General features: G+C 64.5%; 18 protein-coding genes. 12 read left to right on the top strand and 6 right to left on the bottom strand.

Going from position 1 to position 22277, the window contains the following annotated elements:
- The first annotated feature begins 56 nt into the window (after nucleotides 1–56).
- Together AMD14_RS07660 and AMD14_RS07655 are read left to right on the top strand one after the other, a co-directional pair.
- Nucleotides 57–812, top strand: coding sequence for a tetratricopeptide repeat protein (locus AMD14_RS07660; RefSeq protein ID WP_005911702.1), 756 nt, complete (start codon nucleotides 57–59; stop codon nucleotides 810–812).
- Between the two features lie 77 nt (nucleotides 813–889).
- On the top strand, nucleotides 890–1339 hold the full coding sequence (locus tag AMD14_RS07655) for a hypothetical protein (RefSeq protein WP_003485392.1): 450 nt from the start codon (nucleotides 890–892) through the stop codon (nucleotides 1337–1339).
- Between the two features lie 206 nt (nucleotides 1340–1545).
- Here the strand turns inward: AMD14_RS07655 and AMD14_RS07650 are convergent, their stop codons facing one another.
- Nucleotides 1546–1992 carry a CopD family protein gene (locus AMD14_RS07650; RefSeq protein WP_003485394.1) on the bottom strand — a complete coding sequence of 149 codons (447 nt, stop codon included), beginning with the start codon at nucleotides 1990–1992 and terminating at the stop codon, nucleotides 1546–1548.
- Between the two features lie 74 nt (nucleotides 1993–2066).
- Here AMD14_RS07650 and AMD14_RS07645 point away from each other — a divergent pair, with 74 nt between their 5' ends.
- Together AMD14_RS07645 and AMD14_RS07640 are read left to right on the top strand one after the other, a co-directional pair.
- Nucleotides 2067–2669, top strand: a complete 603-nt coding sequence (locus AMD14_RS07645; RefSeq protein ID WP_011050894.1) for a methyltransferase — start codon at nucleotides 2067–2069, stop codon at nucleotides 2667–2669.
- Between the two features lie 301 nt (nucleotides 2670–2970).
- Complete coding sequence (locus AMD14_RS07640; RefSeq protein WP_015472356.1) at nucleotides 2971–4314, top strand: polyhydroxyalkanoate depolymerase; 1344 nt, start codon at nucleotides 2971–2973, stop codon at nucleotides 4312–4314.
- A gap of 124 nt (nucleotides 4315–4438) precedes the next feature.
- Here the strand turns inward: AMD14_RS07640 and AMD14_RS07635 are convergent, their stop codons facing one another.
- Both AMD14_RS07635 and AMD14_RS07630 read right to left on the bottom strand, forming a co-directional pair.
- Nucleotides 4439–5356, bottom strand: coding sequence for a sensor domain-containing protein (locus AMD14_RS07635; RefSeq protein ID WP_015462994.1), 918 nt, complete (start codon nucleotides 5354–5356; stop codon nucleotides 4439–4441).
- Nucleotides 5353–5715, bottom strand: a complete 363-nt coding sequence (locus AMD14_RS07630) for a PadR family transcriptional regulator (RefSeq protein ID WP_003485401.1) — start codon at nucleotides 5713–5715, stop codon at nucleotides 5353–5355. Before AMD14_RS07630 ends, AMD14_RS07635 begins: the two co-directional genes overlap by 4 nt.
- A 320-nt stretch (nucleotides 5716–6035) precedes the next feature.
- On the opposite strand from AMD14_RS07630, the gene AMD14_RS07625 reads away from it, so the two are divergent.
- On the top strand, nucleotides 6036–7589 hold the full coding sequence (locus tag AMD14_RS07625) for an alginate export family protein (RefSeq protein ID WP_015462993.1): 1554 nt from the start codon (nucleotides 6036–6038) through the stop codon (nucleotides 7587–7589).
- A 441-nt stretch (nucleotides 7590–8030) separates the two neighbouring features.
- Here AMD14_RS07625 and AMD14_RS07620 read toward each other — a convergent pair whose 3' ends face one another.
- Nucleotides 8031–9407: a hypothetical protein gene (locus AMD14_RS07620; protein ID WP_015462992.1), complete on the bottom strand. Its 1377-nt coding sequence runs from the start codon at nucleotides 9405–9407 to the stop codon at nucleotides 8031–8033.
- Between the two features lie 421 nt (nucleotides 9408–9828).
- Between AMD14_RS07620 and AMD14_RS07615 the strand changes: the two genes are divergently transcribed.
- The 3 genes from AMD14_RS07615 (at nucleotide 9829) to AMD14_RS07605 (ending at nucleotide 13496) form a co-directional block, all read left to right on the top strand.
- On the top strand, nucleotides 9829–10503 hold the full coding sequence (locus tag AMD14_RS07615) for a DUF502 domain-containing protein (RefSeq protein ID WP_011050890.1): 675 nt from the start codon (nucleotides 9829–9831) through the stop codon (nucleotides 10501–10503).
- A gap of 4 nt (nucleotides 10504–10507) precedes the next feature.
- On the top strand, nucleotides 10508–11284 hold the full coding sequence (locus tag AMD14_RS07610) for a queuosine precursor transporter (protein WP_015462991.1): 777 nt from the start codon (nucleotides 10508–10510) through the stop codon (nucleotides 11282–11284).
- 274 nt (nucleotides 11285–11558) lie between these two features.
- Complete coding sequence (locus AMD14_RS07605; protein ID WP_003485413.1) at nucleotides 11559–13496, top strand: DUF885 domain-containing protein; 1938 nt, start codon at nucleotides 11559–11561, stop codon at nucleotides 13494–13496.
- Between the two features lie 188 nt (nucleotides 13497–13684).
- Here AMD14_RS07605 and mmuM read toward each other — a convergent pair whose 3' ends face one another.
- Both mmuM and mmuP read right to left on the bottom strand, forming a co-directional pair.
- Nucleotides 13685–14650 (bottom strand): homocysteine S-methyltransferase, encoded by a 966-nt coding sequence (mmuM, locus tag AMD14_RS07600; protein ID WP_011050888.1) that lies wholly within the window; start codon nucleotides 14648–14650, stop codon nucleotides 13685–13687.
- Entirely contained in the window at nucleotides 14647–16044 is a 1398-nt protein-coding gene (gene mmuP / locus AMD14_RS07595) for an S-methylmethionine permease (RefSeq protein ID WP_011050887.1), read from the bottom strand. The genes mmuM and mmuP overlap by 4 nt, the downstream gene beginning before the upstream one ends.
- Before the next feature lie 352 nt (nucleotides 16045–16396).
- Here mmuP and gloA2 point away from each other — a divergent pair, with 352 nt between their 5' ends.
- The 4 genes from gloA2 to AMD14_RS07575 all read left to right on the top strand — a co-directional run bounded on the left by gloA2 (nucleotide 16397) and on the right by AMD14_RS07575 (nucleotide 22109).
- On the top strand, nucleotides 16397–16786 hold the full coding sequence (gene gloA2 / locus AMD14_RS07590; RefSeq protein ID WP_011050886.1) for an SMU1112c/YaeR family gloxylase I-like metalloprotein: 390 nt from the start codon (nucleotides 16397–16399) through the stop codon (nucleotides 16784–16786).
- 139 nt (nucleotides 16787–16925) lie between these two features.
- Complete coding sequence (locus tag AMD14_RS07585) at nucleotides 16926–17819, top strand: ABC transporter ATP-binding protein (RefSeq protein ID WP_003485420.1); 894 nt, start codon at nucleotides 16926–16928, stop codon at nucleotides 17817–17819.
- Between the two features lie 12 nt (nucleotides 17820–17831).
- On the top strand, nucleotides 17832–21428 hold the full coding sequence (locus tag AMD14_RS07580) for an ABC transporter permease/M1 family aminopeptidase (RefSeq protein WP_011050885.1): 3597 nt from the start codon (nucleotides 17832–17834) through the stop codon (nucleotides 21426–21428).
- Between the two features lie 231 nt (nucleotides 21429–21659).
- On the top strand, nucleotides 21660–22109 hold the full coding sequence (locus AMD14_RS07575; protein WP_003485424.1) for a DUF2147 domain-containing protein: 450 nt from the start codon (nucleotides 21660–21662) through the stop codon (nucleotides 22107–22109).
- Nucleotides 22110–22277 lie beyond the last annotated feature (168 nt).

Genomic DNA, 22277 nt, shown 5'->3' with positions numbered 1-22277 from the left:
TCGCACGAAGGCCGGCCGCGCCAAGTGCGCGGCCATGGAAAGGACGCCACACCTGCATGTCTCCGCTCCTGCTGATCTCACTGCTGCTGCAAGCCGCCTGCTGCGTCCACGTCGTGCGCAGCGGGCGGCCCTTGTACTGGATCTTCCTGCTGCTGGCGTTTTCCCTGCTGGCGGTGCTGGTCTATGTGTGCGTGGCGGTCATCCCGGATCTGCGCAACCACCCCAACGCACGCCGCAGCCTCAAGCGCGTGCGCAGTACCCTGGACCCGCAGCGCGAACAGCGCGACGCCTCGCGCCGGCTGGATGTGGCCGACACTCCGGAAAATCGCCGCCAGCTCGCAGAGACGTTGCTGGCGCGCGGCGATTACGCCCAGGCCGCCGAGCATTACCAGGGGGCCTTGCGTGGGCTCTATCGCGACGATCCGCACCTGATGCTCGGCCTGGCCAAGGCGCAGTTCGGGCTGGGCCAACCGCAGCAGACGCGGCAGACCCTGGATGCCTTGATCGCAGCCAACCCCAGCTTCCGCTCCCATGACGGGCACCTGCTGTATGCACGCGCGGTCGAAGGCAGTGGCGACACCGACGCTGCGCTGCACGAGTACGACACGCTGGCCCAAGGCTATCCGGGCGAAGAAGCACGCGTGCGCTATGCACAACTGCTGCAGCGCATCGCACGCAATGACCAGGCCAGGGCGGTGTACGAACAGGTGCTGCGTCACGCCGCCGCCTCGCCCAAGCATTACCAGCGCGAGCAACGCGCCTGGGTCGACCTGGCGCGCAAGGGCCTGCGCGAACTGGACACCGGCGCCTGAGAGCAGCCAACAAGGCGCCCGCGCAGCTGTAGGCCACATGCATTGAATCGCTCGGCAACCTGATCAAGGCCATCACCGTGCAAAGGAAGCCCGAAATCGAGGCAGTTCTGAGAGCCGAGATCGATCACCTGCTGGAGCAATCCACACAACGGTTTCGCAGCGGCGCCCTGGCCGAATCGCTCGCCCTGGGATTACAGGCCTGGGCGCTGATCCCCGAACCCAAAGCGAACTGGGACTATTACCCGCAAAGCCTGTCTGCAAGTTTCGTCAAGGATTACGCCGACCTGCACGATCAGGAAAACGTGCATCGATGGCTCGAGGTGATGGCGCTGATGTACGACGACCCAGACCACACCGACCATCTTGTGCTGATGACCGAAGGCGAAGCGATGCTGCAGCTCGGAGATGAGGCACGCGCCTGTGCTGCCTTCGGCAAAATTTACGCGCTATACGGCAAGAAGGGATTTGCCGGACACCAGAAACGGTATCTGGAGATGCTGCGCAAGCAACACCCGACAGGTGCATAAGCTCACATTCGCTCTAGCGCAGCCTCCAGGATTCATCGACCCTTGCCCGGCGCGCACATCTCGACGTCACTGGCCGTCCCAACGATAAGGCACCGCAGGCATTCGCGGCGGGATACCGGAAGGCCCCGCATTTTTTTCAGCAGTGGCAGCTCTGTCACCTGCGCGCCGAAACCGTCAGGCGTGCGCAGGTGCGGTGCGCAATGCGCTCAGAACGGCTTGGCCAGCACCAGCCAGATCACGCCGACCAGCAGGATCACCGGCACTTCGTTGAACCAGCGCAATGCCCGACCGCTGGGCACTGCACGCCCCTGTTCGGCGCCTTTGACCCAGCGGCCGGCCACGATGTAGTGCGCCAGGATCAACGCAACCGCGAACAGCTTGGCGTGCAGCCAGCCGCCAGCGACCATCGTCGGGAAATCCGGAATGACCCGGTAGCCCTGCCATAGCACCGCGCCCAGCAGCAGCGCCAGACCAAGCATGCTGTGGCCGAATTTGTAGAGTCGCCGCCCCATCAACACCAGGCGCGCGCGCACCGCGGTGTCGCTGCCGGCTTCGGCGATGTTGACCAGAATGCGCGGCAGATAGAACACCGCGGCCATCCAGGCGATCACGAACAACAGATGGAAGGTCTTGATCCACAAATACAGGGTCATGCGCTGGCTCCGCTGGCTCGCGTAGGATGGCCCGCATTTTCACCTATCCGCGCACGCGAAAGCAGCCGACGTCCATGCAGCAGTCCGACCCCAAACACTACGACGCCCACTATTTCCGCCGCTGGTATCGCGATGCCGGCCTTGCCGACCCCGCACGCCTGCGACGCAAGGTCGCACTCGCCGTGACCCAGGCCGAGTACTACCTGGAACGGCCGATCCGCAGCGTGCTCGACGTCGGCTGCGGCGAAGCCGCGTGGCGCGCGCCGTTGCTGGCGTTGCGGCCGAAGCTGAGTTATCTGGGTTTCGACAGCAGCGCCTATGCGGTGCAGCGCTATGGCCGCAGCCGCCAGATCCACCCCGCCCGCTTCGGCGATTTCGCCTGGCTGCGCCCGTGCGCGCCGGTGGACTTGCTGATCTGCTCGGACGTACTGCATTACGTGCCCACCCGCGAATTCAATCAGGGCCTGCCCGGATTGGCCGAGATGTGCGCAGGCGTTGCGTTCCTGGAAGCCTTCGCCGAAGAAGATGCGTTCGAGGGCGATCACGACGGCTTCCAGGCGCGACCGGCGCGCTGGTATCGCAAACGCTTCGCCAGCGTGGGCTTCGCTGCGCTGGGGTCGCACTGCTGGCTGTCGCCGCAGCTGGCTGACCAGGCATCGGCGCTGGAGCGCGGCTGACCGGGAGGTGGTTGCCAACGAGCATCGCATCCGGTCACTGCGTCGCCTAGACAGAAGAACGGTTGGGTGGCTCCACCTCCATTGCTGGGTCGAGGGACGTCGCCCAGCGTCTTCACCCCCGCTCCGGGCCGCTGCCCACATGAGCTGCGCCGGCGTTCCAGAGGCACGCATCCGTAGTGGGCAAATCCTGTCGTCGCGCCTGGCAGGCAAGCCGGTTTCTCGTTTAGAGACGGCGGCCATCACGCCGTGACAGCCTCAACTGTTCGCAGCCCCATTAAGGTGCAAATGCGCCAAAACCGGTATGCTGCGCGGCAGCAAAACCGCACGGATGGGTGGAATGCTTTATCAACTGCATGAGCTGACCCGCAATCTGCTAGCCCCCTGGGTACATCAGGCCCAGGCGAACGCCAAGATGTTTTCCGACCCGGACAGCCTGTGGGCATCGCTCCCGGGCGCCGAGCGCATGGCCGCCAGCAACGAGCTGTTCCACCGTCTGGGCAAGGAATACGAAAAGCCGGCCTGGGCGCTCGACGATGTCGAGGTCGATGGTCATTCGCTGCCGATCATCGAACGCGAAGTGCTGAGCAAGCCGTTCTGCCGGTTGCTGCGCTTCAAGCGTTTCAGCGACCACGTCGAACTGATCGGCAAGATGAAGGAGCAGCCCGCCGTGCTCGTGGTTGCGCCGTTGTCCGGCCACCACGCCACGTTGCTGCGCGACACCGTGCGCACCCTGCTGCGCAACCACAAGGTCTATGTGACCGATTGGGTGGATGCACGCATGGTGCCGCTGGAAGCCGGCGCGTTCCGGCTCGAGGACTACATCACCTACATCCAGGAGTTCATCCGCCATATCGGCGCCGAGCGCCTGCATGTGGTGAGCGTGTGCCAGCCCACCGTGCCGGTGCTGGCGGCCGTGTCGCTGATGGCCAGCAACGACGAGCCCACGCCGCGCTCGCTGGTGATGATGGGCGGGCCGATCGATGCGCGTCGTAGCCCCACCCAGGTCAACAACCTGGCCACGGAAAACGGCATCGAGTGGTTCCAGAACAACCTGATCCACACCGTGCCGTTCCCGTATCCGGGCCATGGCCGGCAGGTGTATCCGGGCTTTCTGCAACACGCCGGCTTCCTGTCGATGAACCCGAACCGGCATGTGATGTCGCACTGGGATTTCTACACCGATCTGGTCAAGGGCGATCTGCAGGATGCGCAGGCGCATCGGCAGTTCTACGACGAATACAACGCTGTGCTCGACATGCCGGCCGAGTATTACCTGGACACCATTCGCGTGGTGTTTCAGGAGTTTCTGCTGCCGCAGGGCAAGTGGAAAGTGGACGGCCAGCTGGTCAAGCCATCGGCGATCCGCAAGACCGCGTTGCTGAGCATCGAAGGCGAACTGGACGACATCGCCGGCCTCGGCCAGACCGAGGCGGTGCACGATCTGTGCACCGGCATCGACGCGGCGCACCGTCGTCATCTGGTCGTTGAAGGCGCCGGTCACTACGGCATTTTCAGCGGCCGCCGCTGGCGCGAGGTGGTGTATCCGCAGGTCCGCGAATTCATCGCGCGCTACGATGCGGATCCGGTCGGCAGCCGCGACCTGGCCACCGTGACCCCGATCCGCAAACGCGGCAAACGCGCCTGAGTTACCCAAGAAAATCCCCGGCAATGCCGGGGATTTTCATCTCGGTCTGCCTGCAGCCGCCAGAGCGGTCATGCCAGCGAGCAAGCACCACCACCCTGCGCATACCGACATCTCGGAAGGCGCATCACGCCGCCGCCTCTCCGCCCTTGACCAGCAGCTGCTTGGCGAACATGCCGTGCAACGTGCCGAACGCGCGCGCCAGATGCAGCGTAACGAACAACAACAGCACGCCCACCACGCACAACGGTAGCGTCAGCCAGGCGCTGGTGACGTCCACCCCATCCCAGGTCAGCACTGCGACGTTGTCGAACAACACCGCGATCGGTGAAGCGGCCAGGCCCAACGACAGCGACAGCAGCGTGCAAAACACGGTGAAATAGAGAATGCCCAGCGGCAGCATCAGCAGGAAGTACAGCATCGTGCTCCAGGTACGCGCGTCGGTGAACATCGCGCCGATGCGCTGCAGCCAACCGCCCTGCAGGCCCGGGTGTTGCGGGCGACGCGGCATGCGCACGCCAAGCAGCGTTTCGACCACGCGGCCCTCCACCAGCGACAACACCCGCACCGAGCCGAAGAACAACACCAGCAGCGGCACGCCGATGATCAGGATCAACATCCCCACCGACAGGCTGGCGCCGGTCACGACCCAGGTGAAATAGAACACCCCGGTAAGCAGCGACAGCAACATGTAGAACAATGCGCCATAGGTGCGCGGGTCGGCGGCCACGCCGAAGAACGTGCCGATCCACGATGCCCGCTTCGGTGGCACCGGGGGGCGCAGCGCGCGTGCCACGGTCACTTCGGTTTCGCGGTAGATCTCCGCCACTTCCTCCGGCGCACCGTAGCTGCTGGCCACGCCGGCAATGACCTCGGCCTCGCTCTTGCCTTTCTGTTCTGCCAGCTCGGAACGCAGATAGTCTTCGGCGTCGTAAAGCGCGTCCTGGATCATTGCCGGATCTGCCCCGGCCAGCGCCTGGCGCAGCTGCAGCAGGTAATCGCCAATGGTGGTCGGCAACGGACGTGCCTGTGCAATCGTGTTCATGAGTGGTTCCCCTCCAGCACTGAATCAACAGAATCTCGGGTGGCACGCCAGGCGGCGGTCCAGTCGCGCAGGCAGTCACGCCCGCTCTCGGTGATGCGGTAATACCGCCGCGGCGGCCCGGAGGCCGAGGGCTCGACATGGCTCTCTAGCAATCCGGCCCCTTCCAGATTGCGCAGCACCGGGTACAGGGCGCTTTGCTTGCCGCTGAGCACGCCTTCCAGACGCTCGAGCCGCTTGGCGATGAGGTAGCCGTACAGCGGTGCATCGGCCTGCGCCAGGACGGCCAGCAAGGCCAGCGACACCGTGCCCGCGCTCAGTTCCTTCTGAAATTTGCGTAGGTGGACATCCGCCTCGCTCATCGGCCATCTCCGCTAGGTTGAAGATGATGCTATGTAGAACCTAGCTATAGTGAATGTGCCGGTAGTCATGGCAATGGTGAATCGGGAATTGGGAATCGGGCGAGCAGAAGTGGCTGCTTCGCCGTAGGCATGCCGCTGCCCTTGCGATTCCCGACTCCCGATTCCCGACTCCTGTCGCGCCCGCCTGCGCAAACCCCAGTGCGTTCATGAGCTTAGAACCTTTGGGTTACTGCCTTTCTGGCCCGGCTTCACTACAGTCGGTGTCCCCTGCGCCGATAAGCTTCACTCAGGGGTTTTTCACTTTTCGATGGGGCAACACGATGCAATTGACACGCTTGGCGCAGCCGGCCACGGCTGAAACTTCCTTTGGTGCCACCCGGCGCCTGTGCCTTGCGATTGGGTTGGCGCTGCCCGCACTGGGTTTTGCGCAGGTGCAACCGGCCCCGGCCAACGCCGAACAGGTCGTGGCCGAGCCAGCGAAAGCGCCGGCCACCGCCGCACCGGCGACCGCCAAGGGCTATCCGCTCGAAGCGCAGGGGTGGGGCGCCAAACAAGGCGGCAATATGTGGCAGGTGCGCTGGGCCGAAGACTGGTCGTACCTGAAGGATCCGTCCAAGCGCAAGAGTCCGTTCGATCCGCTCAAGTACATCCCGCTCAACGACGACGGCGATGTGTATGTGTCGCTCAGCAACGAGTTGCGCGTGCGCAGCAATACCATCACCAATCCGGGCCTGATTCCCGGCAGCCATTCGCAGCAGCAGTATCTGCTGCGCGCCTTCTTCGGTGCGGACTTCCATGTGGGCGAGCACTTCCGTCTGTACACGGAATTGGCGCATGGCAGCCTGGACGGGCGCAACGAGGGGACCAAGACCGGCACACAGGAAAACAACGCGATCCTGCAGCAGGTGTTCTTCGACGTGAAAGGCCGTATCGGCAGCGCCGACACCGGCCTGCGCGTCGGACGTCAGGTGTTCGTCGATGGCCCGACCACGCTGATGGCGCTGCGCGACAACACCGATATCTTCGTGACCTTCAACGGCGCGCGCGCCTGGGCAATCGGCGACAGGACGCGTGTTGACCTGTTCGATTTCAATTTCAACATCGATGGCACCGAAGGCCTCGGCGATGATCGCATCGACCGCTCGCGGCACTTTCGCGGCGTGGTCGGTGGCTACCGCCTGGCGACGGCCAAGCCGATGTACCTGGAGCCGTTCTTCTATCAGTTCCGCAACGACAACCAGGTGTGGGGCCGTCAGACCGCAGAAGAAAACCGCAATTACTACGGTCTGCGCCTGTGGGGCAACGTGGGCAAGCTGCGCACCGATTCGTTCGTGACCGTGCAGCGCGGCAGCTTCGGCGGACGCGACCTGCGCGCCTACATGGCCAGTACCTCCAACGCCTGGTCGCTGAGCGAATCGGGCTGGAAGCCACGCCTGGGCTTCCATAGCGAAATCGCTTCCGGTGGCGGCGGCACCTCCGGCACCGGCACGCTGCGCAACAACAACTTCTTGTACGGCAACACGATCTACTTCAGCTGGGCCACGTTCTTCGGCCCGGTGAACCTGGTCACTGCCGCACCGACGTTGACGTTCTCGCCGACCTCCAAGCTCACCGTGAACCTGGAGTGGGAAACGCTGTGGCGCCAGACCACCAGCGATGCGATCTACAACAACCAGGCGCGCGCCTACGCACGCACTCAGAACACCGGCGAGCGCCGCATCGGCACCATGCCGCGCATCAACGCCACCTGGAACATCGACCCGAACTGGTCGGTGACCTTCCGCGCCGAACATCTGATGGCCGGGCCGGCGTTGGAGAAGGCCGGCTACGGCGATTCGACCTTCGTGATGGGCTGGTTGAACTTCCGCTTCTGAACACAGCTGTTGGGTGCGCCGTCCATCTCCAAGATACAGTGGCGCCATCACGTGCCGCGTCCCGCAAGGACGCGGCATGTCGTTTTTACGTGCGGAATGCCGATGACAGCGAACAAGGCCGCATGCGTCATGCGGCGGGAGACAGCGACGCGCGCAGTGCATTCACGTCCTTGAGTCGTCCTGACCTCCGGCCGCTTCAGGCAGCCAACCCACCCCTGCGCAGATCCCAGGCAGGCATGGCCGTTGGTTCGCATCGGCCATGCCACGCACGGTGATGCATGCGCGCCTCCAAGCTCACCTGGCGACTGCTCGCCCGGCGTTGACGGCTGTCCGCCGGTGGTCGTCAGGCAGCTGCTGCGGATACCAGCGTTGCGCATGCAAGCGTAGACCGCCTGCACCAGTCTTGCGACCTGTGCCTGGCAGTGCAGAAGGCGGCTTGTTTTATCGAGCCGATGAGGCTGCCTGTGTGGCCGCGATCGCACTGCCTGGCACGGGCCAGCGATCATTGCCTGCCCCGCCCTCCGGTCGTGCGTACTGCCGAAGCGTCAGGCTCTTACCGTCGTTTCCGGCGCCTAGCGGGCGCACCTGTCCACGCAACGCAGGCGGTAGCGCGGCGATCCGCTGCGTCAGCGGCATTGTCTGCGCAGGATGATCGCGCAACCACTGCAGCGCAGACAGCGCGCGCAATGCAGCGGCGGCGTCCTGCATCTTGCGCTGATAGTTGGCGTAGTCCGGACGCGACACGCTTGCCAGCAAACACCCGGTTGCATTGGCGATGCAGGCCACCGATGCGGTCTGCGGCAACGGGATCAGCGTCTGCGGAACCGGCTGATCTTGTGCCAGCAAGGTCCGCACCGGCGCGCTGCAGGCCCAGGTAAAGGTGGGCGCCAGCAAGGCCTGGGTGCGTTCGTCGTCCAGCAACCGTAGCGGGAACCGGTCTTGCCAGGACGATTGGCTGCCTCGCGTCAACGCATCCTCCTGCAGCATCGAAAACACCATCCGCGATTCACCGTGCAACGCGTGACACAGCGCGATCTCATCCACCGGCAGCGGCGCAAATGCAGCGGCGCATTGCGCGGGCAAGGGATGCTGCGCCGGCAATTCGGCCAGCATGTCGGCAAACAGGTGCGCATTGCCGCGCAGCATCGCCGCGCCAATCATCGTGATCGCCAGATTGTCGCTACTGCGCATCAGTACACGGGCAACCTGCGCATCGGTGCAGACCCCGGACAAGGCCTGGGTGGTGCGCCCCTGGACAAACTCCAAGGCGCTGGTCGTCATCGACAAGGACATGCGCGGCAGTTCGGGAAGCGGCGTATCGACACGTGCACGGAACGGGCTGCGGTAGTCGGCGTGTTGCGCCAACGCCCGCATCCGCGCCAGCATCGGTGCCTGTGCTGCCAGCGCAGCGGCATAGGCCTGCGGTCGTTCGCGCACGCGCTGCAAGCATCCGCCAGCGCTGGCCATGCACAGCGCAGGCGCGCCGGACGGCCAACCCGGCAGGCGCCGATAGCCTGCAGCGGCGCTTTGGAATGCCGCATGCTCCGGCAGCCGGTTGAATCGCTCCACGTCCTGGGCCAGCACTGCCTCGCGCTGCGCCTCCGGAATCGCGTACGACAGCGACCACAGCGCCCCGAACATGTTGCTCCCGCGCAACGGTGGAAGCGGCTGGCGCAGCTGCGCCAACGCCTGACGCTGCGATTCGGGAATCGGCCAATACCTGGAGATCGCATAGAGCGCCAGCGCTGCTGCGATCAGGATGCAGACACCGAGCAAGGCGGCTTTGAGGAATTTGGCGAGCACGTGCGAACGATCCATCCCTGGGAGCTGCGCATCTTAGTGCCATCGGCACAGGCCCGCGACGGGCACAGACGCATTGCGTTCTTTTGGGCTGCGCACCATCGGCAGCCGTGTGTTTGGCGACCTGCGTGACACTGGGCAACCACACCACGCGCTGGCAATGGGCGACGGTCTCATCAAGTCGTTGAAAGGATCCGGGCGCTGCAGACCTCGCCCCCTCCGCCTCTGCGCGCCATGCTTTCCCAATGGAAGAAGGGCTGCACGGGTCGCCCGCTGCCGCTCGGCTGCGGGTACCGCCACGCCTGTGTCGATATAGGTACCGGAATAACGGGATTGCGCAGGCTTGAGGCACGCGAAACACTTTTGCCAATCGCGAATGCCTGCTGCCAAACCCCGGCCCCAGCTCCACCGAGCGTGGCCGAATGCCTACACTATGCCGATGTCCGAATCCCCTACTCCGCACGTCCGCCCTTCCCTGCAACGGGTCTTTCTGACCGGGTTGCTCACCTTGCTACCGGTCTGGTTGACCTGGGTGGTGGTGAAGTTCGTTTTCTCGCTGCTTTCGGGCATCAGCAGCCCGTGGGTGGTGCCGTTGTCCGAACGCATCGCCGCCTCGTTCCCCGATTATCTGGGCTGGTTCAAGGCGCTGTGGGTGCAGAACACCATCGCCCTGATCGCCACGGTAGCGGTCATCCTGTTCGTCGGGATCCTGAGCCGGCGCGTGATCGGCCAGCGCTTGCTGCGCTGGTTCGAGGCCATCATGCGGCGCATTCCACTGGCCAGCGTGGTCTACGACAGCGCGCGCAAGCTGCTGGACATTTTGCAGACCCAGCCCGGCAGCACCCAGCGCGTGGTGCTGATCGATTTCCCGCATCGCGACATGAAATCGGTGGGCCTGGTCACCCGCGTGATCAAGGAACAGGGCACCGGCCGCGAGCTGGCCGCAGTCTACGTGCCCACCACGCCCAACCCCACCTCCGGCTACCTGGAAATCGTGCCGGTGGAGCTGCTCACGCCTACCGACTGGAGCGTGGATCAGGCGATGAGCTTCATCATTTCCGGTGGCGCCGTGGCGCCCGAATCGGTTCCCTTCACCCGAACTGCGGATCGCTGACACCATGAACCATGTGCGCACCCTCGATGATCGTGCGGTCCGCCTGTTCATTGCACTGGCGGCCTTCTTCTGCGTCAACGCGGCGCTGGCCGAGTTCATTGGCGTCAAGATCTTCGCGCTGGAAGACACGCTCGGCATTGCGCCACTGAACTGGAATCTGTTCGGCCAGCGCGGCTCGCTCAGCTTCACCGCCGGCACCTTGCTGTGGCCGATCGTGTTCATCATGACCGACACCATCAACGAGTTCTTCGGCAGCCGCGGGGTGCGTTTCATCTCGTGGGTGGCGGTGGTGCTGATCGGCTACGGCTTCGTGTTCGCATTCGCGGCCATCGCGCTGGCGCCGGCCGGCTGGTGGGTCACTGCGGCGCAAAACCAGGGCGTGCCCGATTACCAGGCGGCATTTGCGGCAGTGTTCGGGCAAGGGCTGTGGACCATCGGCGGCTCGCTGGTGGCATTCCTGTTCAGCCAGTTGATCGATGTCTCGGTGTTCCACCGCATCCGCCGCGTCACTGGCGAAAAACACGTGTGGCTGCGCGCCACCGGCTCCACTGCGGTCTCGCAGGTGGTGGACAGCTTCGTGGTGATCTATATCGCCTTCGTGCTCGGCCCGCAGCATTGGTCGATCGACCAGTTCCTGGCAGTGAGCACGCTCAACTACATCTACAAGATGGGCTTTGCGGTCTTGCTGATCCCGCTGCTGTATCTGGCACGCCGCGGCATTACTGCGTACCTGGGCGCCGAGCGTGCCGAGCAGCTGCGCGAAGAAGCCGCTGCCGCCTGAGCCGGGCTGTCTCCCAGCCAGGGTCGTCGCGCCGCAATGGGGTGCGGCGGCAACACCTTGCCAACAGTGGTCCGCATCGCGGCGCCGCGAGCCAGCCCACCGAACTGTGACTTGCACGCCGCCTTGCTGGCCATGTCGCAGCGCATCACATCGCGCGGGCGCAGCACCGCGCCCATGCGCCGCATGAATTGCCGATAGGCGGTAGGCCGCCAATGGGTGGCCGTAACCGTGCGGATCGGGCAAGCTCCCCGCTCGCTTGTTTCCGGAGCCGGTAATGCCCCTCAGCTTTTCCCGCCTGCTGTCCCTGGCCATGGCCGCCCTCGTGAGCCTGTCGCTGGCGGCGCCGGCCGATGCGGCCAAGAAGAAGACCGCCAAGGCACAGACCACGCAAACGCGCGCGAAGGCGAGCAAAGGCAAGAAGACCGCCAAGCCGGCAGCCAAAAACACCAAGGGCAAGGGCAGCAAGGCAGCCAAGGTGAGGCCACGCGCGGTTGCCGCGCCGGTGGTGCTGACCAAGGCGCAACAGCTCAACCTGCTGTACGACCAGTACTGGGACGCCTCGCTCAAGCTCAACCCGCTGCAGGCCACCTTCCAGGGCGAGAGCCGCTACAACGACCAGTTGCCGAACTTCCTGTCGCCGGCGTTCCGCCAGCAGTCGCACGATTTCACCGTGCTGTGGCTGGGCAAGGCCGAGGCGCTGGGGCCCGATGGGCTGAGCGGACAGGATCTGCTCAGTTACCAGATCTTCGTACGCGATGCGCGCAGCGCGCTGGCCGCCGAGCAGTTCCCCAGCTGGATGCTGCCGATCAACCAGTTCTACAACATCGCCAGCATCGCGGTGGTGCTGGGCTCGGGTACCGGCGCGCAGCCGTTCAAGACGGTCAAGGATTACGACAACTGGTCGCGGCGAGCGCTCGGCATTCCCGACCTGTTCGAGCAGGCCATCGCCAACATGCGTGCGGGCATGCAGGCCGGCGTGGTGCAGCCCAAGGTGCTGATGCAGAAGGTGTTGCCGCAACTGGATGCGATCATCGCGCGCAATGCCGAAGACAGCCTGTTCTGGGGTCCGGTGCGCAACCTGCCCGCCGACATGCCCGAGGCCGACAAGCAGCGCATCACCGCCGAGTACAAGCGCATGATCGAAGTGCGCATCATGCCGGCCTACCGCGCCTTGCGTGGCTTCATCGCCACCGAATACCTGCCCGCCTGCCGCGACAGCGATGGGCTGGCGGCATTGCCGAACGGCGCGGCGTGGTACGCCTATGATGTGCGCCAGAGCACCACCACGGACCTGACCCCGGAGCAGGTGCATCAGATCGGCCTGGATGAGGTCGCTCGCCTGCAGGGCGACATCCAGACCTTGGCCAAGCAGGTCAAATTCCGCGGCAACCTGCCCAAGTTCTACAAGTTCATGCAGACCGACCGGCGCTTCAGCTTCCGCAGCGACGCCGAGTTGCTGAGTACGTATCGCAGCCTGCAGGGCCGCGTGCAGCTGGCGGCGCCGCGGCTGTTCAACACCCAGGGCATGCCGGCGCTGGAAGTGCGTGCGGTGGAACCGCAGCGTGCGCAATCGGCGGCCAGCGGCTCGTACATGCGCCCCAGCGGCAACGGCAGCACGCCGGGCATCTTCTACGTCAACACCTCGGACCTGCCGTCGCGCAAGACCTGGGAGGCCGAAAGCCTGTACCTGCACGAAGCGGTGCCCGGCCACCACTACCAGCTGGGCTTGCAGCAGCAGTTGACCGACCTGCCCAAGTTCCGCCGCCTGGGCGGCGAAACGGCCTACATCGAAGGCTGGGGTCTGTATGCCGAATCGCTTGGCCGCGAGCTAGGGCTGTATGACGACCCGTACAACTATTACGGCTATCTGCAGAACGCGTTGTGGCGCTCGATTCGCCTGGTCACCGATACCGGCCTGCACAGCAAGGGCTGGACGCGTACCCAGGCCATCGACTACATGGTGGACAACTCCGCCATGAGCCGCGCCGATGCCGAAGCCGAGGTAGACCGCTACATGGCCATTCCCGGCCAGGCACTGGCCTACAAGGTGGGCGAGATGAAGATTGCGCAATTGCGCGAGCAGGCGCAGCGCGAGCTGGGTCCGCGCTTCGATGTCCGCGCCTTCCACACCGAAGTGCTCAAGGACGGCTCGGTACCGCTGGATATCTTGCAGGACAAGATCCAGCGCTGGATCGCCACGCAGAAGGGCTGACGCGCGCCGTCGCGATGATTGGACGCTGCTGACCCGTCACTGCGGGTTGGCCTTGGGATTGGCGCAGGTTGAGGCTTGGAGTGCTTGGCAAAGCCCGGCTTCGGCTCGCCCTTTGCATGCTGCGGTGGCAATCCCAACGATGCCGGCCGGGTGTGACACGCGGGGTGAGCGCGCGTTCGTCAGCCGAGTCACTCCGCCGCACGCGCGGCCGCCAGCGCGGCGATATCGCGCGGTGCGGTGCGGCAGCAGCCACCGATCAAGCGCGCGCCAGCCGCCAGCCAGTGCGCATGCTGGTCGGCCAGCGTGAGCGCAGCCCCGCGACCGGCATGCCAGCGCTTGTCGCTGGCGTCGTAGTGCTCGCCCGAGTTCGGGTATACCACCAGCGGCAGCGCGGTCAGCGCCGACAGGCTGTGCAATGCAGCGGTCGCCTGATCCAGCGCAATGCAGTTGATGCCCACCGCGATCACCTGCGCACAGGCATCCAGCGCCGGCACCACCTGCGCCAGCGGCGTGCCGTCGCTCAGATGCGCCGCATCGCGCAAGGTGAAGGAAAACCAGGCATGCAGCTGCGGAAATTCGTGTTGCAGCAACTGCCGCAGGGCCACGATTTCGCTGGCCGAGGGCAGCGTCTCGCAGGCCAGCAGATCCACGCCAGCCTCAGCCAGCGCCGCGATGCGCGGACGATGAAAGTCCATCAACTGCTCGATCGGCAGCACGTAGTCGCCACGATATTCCGAGCCATCGGCCAGATACGCGCCATACGGTCCCACCGAGCCTGCCACCCACAAAGGCGCGGCATGCGGGTGCAGCGTCAGATGATCGGCACGCGCCTGCATCGCCAGCGCTACGCTGCGAGCGATCAACGCCTGCGCTTGCGCAACATCCAGTCCGCGTGCGGCAAATCCCAGCGGCGTGGCCTGATAACTGGCGGTGATCGCGCATTGCGCACCGGCAGCGAAGTAATCGCGATGCACCTGATAGATCAGCTCCGGCTGCTCCATCAGCACGCGCGCCGACCACAGCGCATCGTTGAGATCGCAGCCGCGCTGCTCCAGCTCGGTGGCCAGCGCGCCATCCAGCACCACATACCCGTCGTGTTGCAGGGCCTGGCTGAAAGGCGCATTGGCGCGCGGCTGGCGCGGAAGAATCGTCATGCGTACAGTCTCCGGGCCGCAAGCCATTGGGTAAGTGCGTAGGCGCCATAGCACAGCGCGACGAACGGAATACCGCACCACAACGCAATGCGCTGCTGCGGATCGAATGCCAACCCGATGCAGGCGAGCAGACACAGCGAAAAGCCCAGAATCGGGGTCCACGGGTACCACGGCGCGCGATACGCCAGCGTTTCCAGCGCAGCGCCATCGCGCAGCCATTGGCGACGGAAGCGGTAATGCGCGGCGCAAATGCTCAGCCACACCACCACGACGGCGAAGCCCGAGACTGCCGAGATCGCAACGAACACCGTTTCGGGCGCATACACGCCGGTGAGCAGCGCCAGCAAGCCGCCCAGCATGCTCAGCGACACGGCACGCAACGGGATGCCGCGGCCGGTCAAGCGCGCCAGGCCGCTCGGCAACGTGCCTTCATTGGCCAACGACCACAGCATGCGCGCGGCCGCATACAGCCCGGAATTGGCCGCCGACAGGATCGCGGTGAGGATCACCGCATTCAAGATGTCGGCTGCATATGGAATGCCCAACAGCTCGAAGGCGCGCACGAACGGGCTGGTTTCCACGGCCGCTCGTCTGGCAGGCAGCAGCGCCGCCAGCACCAGCACCGTGCCGACGAACAGCACCACCAGCCGCACCAGCGTTGTGCGGATTGCCAGCGGAATCGCGCGTGCAGGCTGTGCGGTTTCGCCGGCCGCCACGCCGATCAACTCGGTGCCGGAAAATGCGAAATTCACCGCCACCATCGTCATCAAGATCGGGAGCGTACCGTGCGCGAACCAGCCGTTGGCGCGCAGATGGCGCAGCCCGGGTGCGGGCGAACCGTCGGCCAGTGGCAACAGACCGATCACCGCCGCGCCGCCAAGCACGATGAACACCAGGATGGTGATCACCTTGATCAACGAAAACCAGAACTCGCCTTCGGCAAACCAGCGCGCCGAAACTGTATTCAGGCCGAAGATCAGCGCGCAGAACAGCAGACACCACGGCCACGCCAGGCTGTGCGGAAACCAGTACTGCATGCAGAACGCTGCGGCCGTCAGGCTCGAACCCAATGCCACCGTCCAGGTCAACCAATACAACCACGCCACCACATAGCCGGTCGCCGGGCCGAGGTAGCGCGCGGCATACACATGAAACGCACCGGTTTGCGGCATCGCCACCGCCAGCTCGCCCAGGCATTGCATCACCAGGTACACCACCAGTGCGCCGATCAGATACGCCAGTACCGTGCCCAGCGCGCCGGTGCTGGCAATGATGTACCCAGTGTTGAAGAACAGGCCGGTGCCGATCACCCCGCCCAGCGACAGCATCACCAGATGGCGCACCTGCATGCTGCGCTGGAACTGCGGTGCGGTGGCGGACGACGGCTCGGGCATGGGGGCGAATGGTCGGGGGACTCCATCCTGCCACGTGCATGCAGACGGGCACAGCCGCGCGCAGTCGAGTTGTGATGCAGGACCTACCGCTCACTGGCGCGCGGGTATGCTGCTGATCGGTTTCTGCTCGCCCCCTTCCCATGCCCCATCACCGCCTTACGGCTTTGCACACATCCGCGCGCCGCCTCGCCACCGCGGCCCTGCCTACGCGCAGGCCCAATCCAAACGGCGCGTCCCGCGCAAGCGATGCCGAGCTTGTTGCGCGTTCGATTGCCAGTGCGCCTACGCGCTGCGCATGGTCGAACACGTCGAGAGTGATCGCATCGCCAGAAACACTGCGTTGGAGCGCCGCATGATGCTCGCCGGAATCCACCATGTGGCGATCATCGCCGGCGACTACGCGCGTTCCAAACAGTTCTATTGCCAGATCCTGGGCCTGCGCGTGCTCGACGAGCACTACCGCGAGGCGCGCGATTCGTGGAAGCTGGATCTGGCGCTGCCCGATGGCGGACAGATCGAGTTGTTCTCGTTCCCCGCTGCCCCGGCACGCCCCAGCCGCCCGGAAGCGCAAGGGCTGCGCCACCTGGCGTTTCGCGTCGCAGATCTGGACAGCGCGGTCGCGCATCTCAACGCGCACGGCGTGGCCACCGAGGACATCCGCATCGACGAATACACCGGCCGCCGCTTCACCTTCTTCGCCGACCCGGATGAGTTGCCGCTGGAGTTGTACGAGGCCGCTTAGAACCGGCAGACCTCGCAGCCGGTTGTGCGGCACGGTCACATCCACTGCATCTGCGCGTCAACATGGCATGACTTCCGGCGCATGCGGCAATGCGGCGACGCCGTGAAGATCGTCAGTACCCAGGGCAAAGGAACCGTCCATGTTGCAGATCCGCGCGTTGTCCAAGACCTACGCCAATGGCGTGCATGCGCTGCAAGGCGTCTCGCTCGACATTCCCCGCGGCATGTTCGGATTGCTTGGCCCCAACGGTGCCGGCAAGTCCTCGCTGATGCGCACGCTCGCCACCTTGCAGGAGCCGGACTCGGGCAGCGTGACGCTGACCGCTGCCGACGGCAGCAGCATCGACGTGCTCAAGGACAAGGACCTGTTGCGACGCCGGCTGGGCTATCTGCCGCAGGATTTCGGCGTGTACCCGAAGGTGAGCGCGCTCGACCTGCTCGATCATTTCGCCGTGCTCAAGGGGCTCACCAACCGGGCACAGCGCAAGGAAGTGGTGGAACGCCTGCTGCAGCAGGTCAATCTCTGGGACGCGCGCAAGCGCAAGCTCGGCACCTATTCCGGCGGTATGCGCCAGCGTTTCGGCATTGCGCAGGCGCTGCTGGGCAACCCGCAGCTGGTCATCGTCGACGAGCCGACCGCCGGGCTGGATCCGGAGGAACGCAACCGTTTCCTCAATCTGCTGGCCGAAATCGGCGAGAACGTGGTGGTGATCCTGTCCACCCACATCGTCGAAGACGTCACCGACCTGTGCCCGACGATGGCCATCATGAACAAGGGACAGGTATTGCTGACCGGGCGGCCGGCCGATGCCATCGACATGCTCAGCCAGCAGGTCTGGCGCAAGCAGGTCAGCAAGGGCACCCTACCCGACTACGAAGCGCGCTTCACCGTGTTGTCCACGCGCCTGATCGCCGGCCATCCGGTGATCCACGTGTTCAGTGCGGACTGCCCGGAACCGGGTTTCGAACAAGTCGCTCCCGATCTTGAGGATGTCTATTTCCAGCGCCTGCGTAAGCAGGCGTTGGCTGCCTGACGGAGCACGGCCATGATCCTGGCGTTCCTGCGCTTCGAGCTGCGCGAACAACTGCGCTCGCCGTTTTTGTGGTTGTTGGCCGCGCTGTATGCGTTACTGGCCTTCGCCGCGCTGTCCAGCGATGCCGTGCAGATCGGTGGCGGCATCGGCAATGTACTGCGCAATGCGCCAACCGTGATTGCCAGCGTGCTGGCGATTTTTAGCTTGCTCGGCCTATTGGTGGCTGCGCTGTTTGTCAGCAATGCCTTGCTGCGCGATTTCGAGTTGGGCACCGCAGAGCTGGTATTTTCCACACCCGTGCGCCGCCGCGATTACCTGGCAGGCCGCATCGCTGCAGCGTTGATTGCCGGCACGGTGATGTATCTGGTGATCGCGCTGGGCATGTTTGTGGCGCAGTTCATGCCATGGATCGACCAGGCGCGGCTCGGGCCGGTCGCGCTGCTGCCGTACCTGTGGTCGCTGCTGGTGCTGGTGCTGCCCAACCTGCTGTTCACCACCGCGCTGCTGTCGGTGCTTGCGGTGACCACGCGTAGCATCCTGTGGGTCTACATCGGCGTCATCGTGTTTTTCGTGCTGTATGGCGTGAGCCGGGCGCTGCTATCGGACCTGGACAACGTTTGGGTTGCGACCCTGTCCGATCCACTCGGCATCCGCGCACTGTCGCAAACGCTGCGCTACTGGTCGGCGGAACAACGCAACCTGCAGCTTCCCCCATTGACGGGTTACCTGCTCGCCAATCGCGCCCTGTGGCTGGGCATGAGCGGTGTGTTGTTCGCCGCGACCTTTGCACTGTTCCGCACCGAACGCAGCGGCACGCGTCGTCGTCGCGGCGTGGCGCCTGCCGCATCCTCCAGCGCGCAGGCAGCCAGCGTGCGCGTCAACACCACCCGTCTCAGCGTGACGCCCGCCTTCTCGGCCAGCACCGCAATCCGGCAACTGCTGCGCCAGATCCGTTTCGATACGCTCGGCGTGCTGCGTAGCGCACCGTTCGTGGTGCTGCTGATGCTGGGCCTGGCCAACTTCATCCCCACCGCATTGTTCAATGCACGCATGTACGGCACCGCCGTGCTGCCGGTCACCTCATTGATGCTGCAAGCGCTGCAGAACAGCTACAGCTTTCTGCTGATCATCGTGGTGCTGTTCTATGCCGGCGAACTGGTGTGGAAAGAACGCAGCAACCACACCGACGGCATCACCGATGCCATGCCGGTGCCGGACTGGGTTCCCCTGCTCGGCAAGTTCGTCGCCTTGCTGGCCGTGATCGCCAGCTTCCAGCTCGCCGGGGCGTTGACCTCGATCGCGCTGCAACTTGGCCGTGGCTACACCACGATCGAGCCGCTCCTGTATCTCAAGACGCTGGCGCTTGGCTCGGTGCTGTATGTGCTGATGGGCGGTATGGCCCTGGTGCTGCAGGTCTTGAGCAACAACAAGTTCGTCGGCTATGCGATGCTGATGCTGGTGTTGATCGGGCAATCGGCGTTGTCGATGCTGGACTACACGCAGAACCTGTACAACTTCGGAAGCTGGCCCAACGCCCCGTATTCGGACATGAACGGCTTCGGCCACTTCTTGCCCGGGCAGCTGTGGTTCCAGGGCTATTGGGGCGTGTTCCTGCTGGCCTTGTTGCTGCTGTCCTCGGCGTTCTGGCCGCGTGGCGTCGGCCATGGACTGCGCCAGTGGCTGCGCCTGGCATCGCAGCGCCTGCGCAGCCCCACCGGCGCGGCATTGGCGGTGAGCCTGCTTGGCTTTGCGACGATCGGCGGCTGGCTGTACTGGAACACCAACGTCTACAACAGTTTCCTGTCGCCGGAGCAGCAGTTGGACCTGCAGGCACGCTACGAGCGCGATTACCGCAAGTACAGGGACCTGCCGCAGCCGCGCATCATTGCCGTGGACAATCATGTCGATCTGCACCCGGAAACGCAGTCGGTCGTGATCGATGCCACCTGGACCGTGCGTAATTCCCATAGCGTTCCGATCAACCAGGTGCACATCGGCATGCAGGGGCGCGCTGGCGACCGTAGCCTGGTCAACGTGGACCTGGGCGGGCAGACGCTGATCACCCACGACATCCCGGCTGGCTACCGCATCTATCGCCTGCAGCGCCCGTTGCAACCTGGCGAAGAGCGCGTGTTCCGCTTCCGCGTGGACCAGCACCCGCATGGCATCACCGCCGGGCAGGCACAGACCGATCTGGTCGCCAATGGCAGCTTTTTCAATAGTCGGGCACTGCCCTGGTTCGGCTACAACACCCAGACCGAGATCACCGACCGCAACGACCGCCGCAAGCGTGGTCTGGGCGAGCCGACGCGCATGCCCAAACTGGAAGACCAGGCCGCACGCGCCAACACCTACGTCAGCGACGATGCCGACTGGCTCAGCTTCGCCAGCACCATCTGCACCGCACCGGACCAGATTGCGTTGGCACCGGGCTATCTGCAGAAGGAATTCCGGCAGGCTGGCAGGCGTTGCTTCCGCTACGTGATGGATCGCCCGATGCTCAACTTCTATGCGTACCTGTCGGCGCGCTGGCAGGTGCGCAAGGGCTATTACAAAAACGTTCCGATCGAGATTTATTACGACCCCAAGCACCCGTACAACGTGCAACGCATGATCGAAGGCGTGCAGAAATCGTTGACCTATTACGAAGCCAATTTCACCCCATACCAGCATCATCAGGTGCGCATCATCGAGTTCCCGGGCTATGCGGGGTTTGCGCAGTCGTTTGCCAACACTATCCCGTACTCCGAATCGATCGGGTTCATCGCCGACCTGCGCGACAAGGACGACATCGACTACGTGTTCTACGTCACCGCGCATGAAGTGGCGCATCAGTGGTGGGCGCATCAGGTGATCGGTGCGAATGTGCAGGGCGCCACGATGTTGTCCGAGTCGCTGGCGCAGTACTCGGCGCTGATGGTGATGGAGCGCGAATACGGGCGCGCGCACATGCGCCGCTTCCTTAAATACGAACTGGACCGCTACCTGGAAGGGCGCGGCGGCGAAACGCTCGATGAACTGCCGTTGTACCGGGTGGAGAACCAGCAGTACATCCATTACCGCAAAGGTTCGTTGGCGTTCTATCGCCTGCGTGAGGAGATCGGCGAACAGGCGCTCAATCGCGCGTTGCAGCGTTTCCTGCAGGCCAAGGCGTTTCAGCAAGCGCCCTACACCACCTCGGCCGAACTGCTACAGGCCATTCGTGCCGAAGCAGGCCCCGATCAGCAAGCAATGATCACCGACCTGTTCGAGAGGATCACGTTTTACGACAACCGTGTGGTGAGCGCGCAGGCCCGCAAGCGCCCGGATGGACGCTTCGATGTAACCGTGCAGGCGCAGGCGGCCAAGTTGCAGGCCGATGGCCGCGGCAAGGAACATGCAGTGCCGATGGACGACTGGATCGAGGTCGGGATCTACGGCCAGCCCGCCGGCAAGACCGCACCTGCGCCGGTGCTGGCGCTACAGCGGCGGCACGTCACCAGCGCCACGCCCAGCTTCACGCTGACGGTGGACGCCCTGCCCATCGAAGCCGGCTTCGACCCCGACAACAGGCTGATTGACCGCGTGCCGGACGACAATCGGAAGCGGATCAGCCTGGCGGCCAACTGATCGGCGATCACCGAAGCAGCATGCGTAGGACAGAGCACGGCATGCGCTGCTCCCGCGCGTCTGCTGTGGCGCGCGATCAGCGCAAGGTCAGTCATCGCCCTGGGCCACGCCGGTGCCTGCAGCGCGCGCATGAACGCATCCCGCAGTGCATCTTTCCGCAACCATACTCCACGGTATACATTCGCGATCAGGCCGCCGACGGTGGCCCAAGCAAACCCTGGGAGGGGAACCATGCGCAAGACCTTCAAGACCCTGTTGCTCGCCCTGCCGCTGGCGGCCGCTTCGTTGATGGCCCATGCGGCCGATTCGCCGGTGGGCCGCTGGACGACCATCGACGATGAAACCGGCAAGCCCAAATCGGTGGTGCAGATCGAGCAGGCCGCCAATGGCACGCTGAGCGGAAAGGTGGTCGAGATCCTGCAGTCGTCCAAAGGGCCCAACCCGGTCTGCGACAAGTGCGATGGCGCGCTCAAGGGCAAGCCGATCAAGGGCATGACCATCTTGTGGGGCCTCAAGCCCGACGGCACCGCGGTGTGGAGCGGTGGCTCGGTACTCGACCCGGCCAAAGGCAAGACCTACAAGTCGAAGATCACCCTCACCGACGGCGGCAAGAAGCTGCAGATGCGCGGCTACGTCGGCATCGAAGCGCTGGGCCGGACCCAGACGTGGGTGCGCGAGTAACCGATTCGAGAGTCGGGATTCGTAAGAGCGGGCGTCCTTCGGGGCGCCTTTTTCATGTTCGTCAGACCGAGATGCCGGTGCGCGAGTGACGCAGTGACGCAGTGACGCTGGCAGACTTCGTGCATGCAGACGCCGGCAAAGCACCGAAACGCACCGGCCGCACGGCAA

The sequence above is a fragment of the Xanthomonas citri pv. citri genome (genome assembly GCF_000961215.1).
GTDB lineage: Bacteria > Pseudomonadota > Gammaproteobacteria > Xanthomonadales > Xanthomonadaceae > Xanthomonas > Xanthomonas cissicola.
Note: the sequence above shows the minus strand (reverse complement) of the source record. Positions and strands in the feature narration are given on the sequence as shown.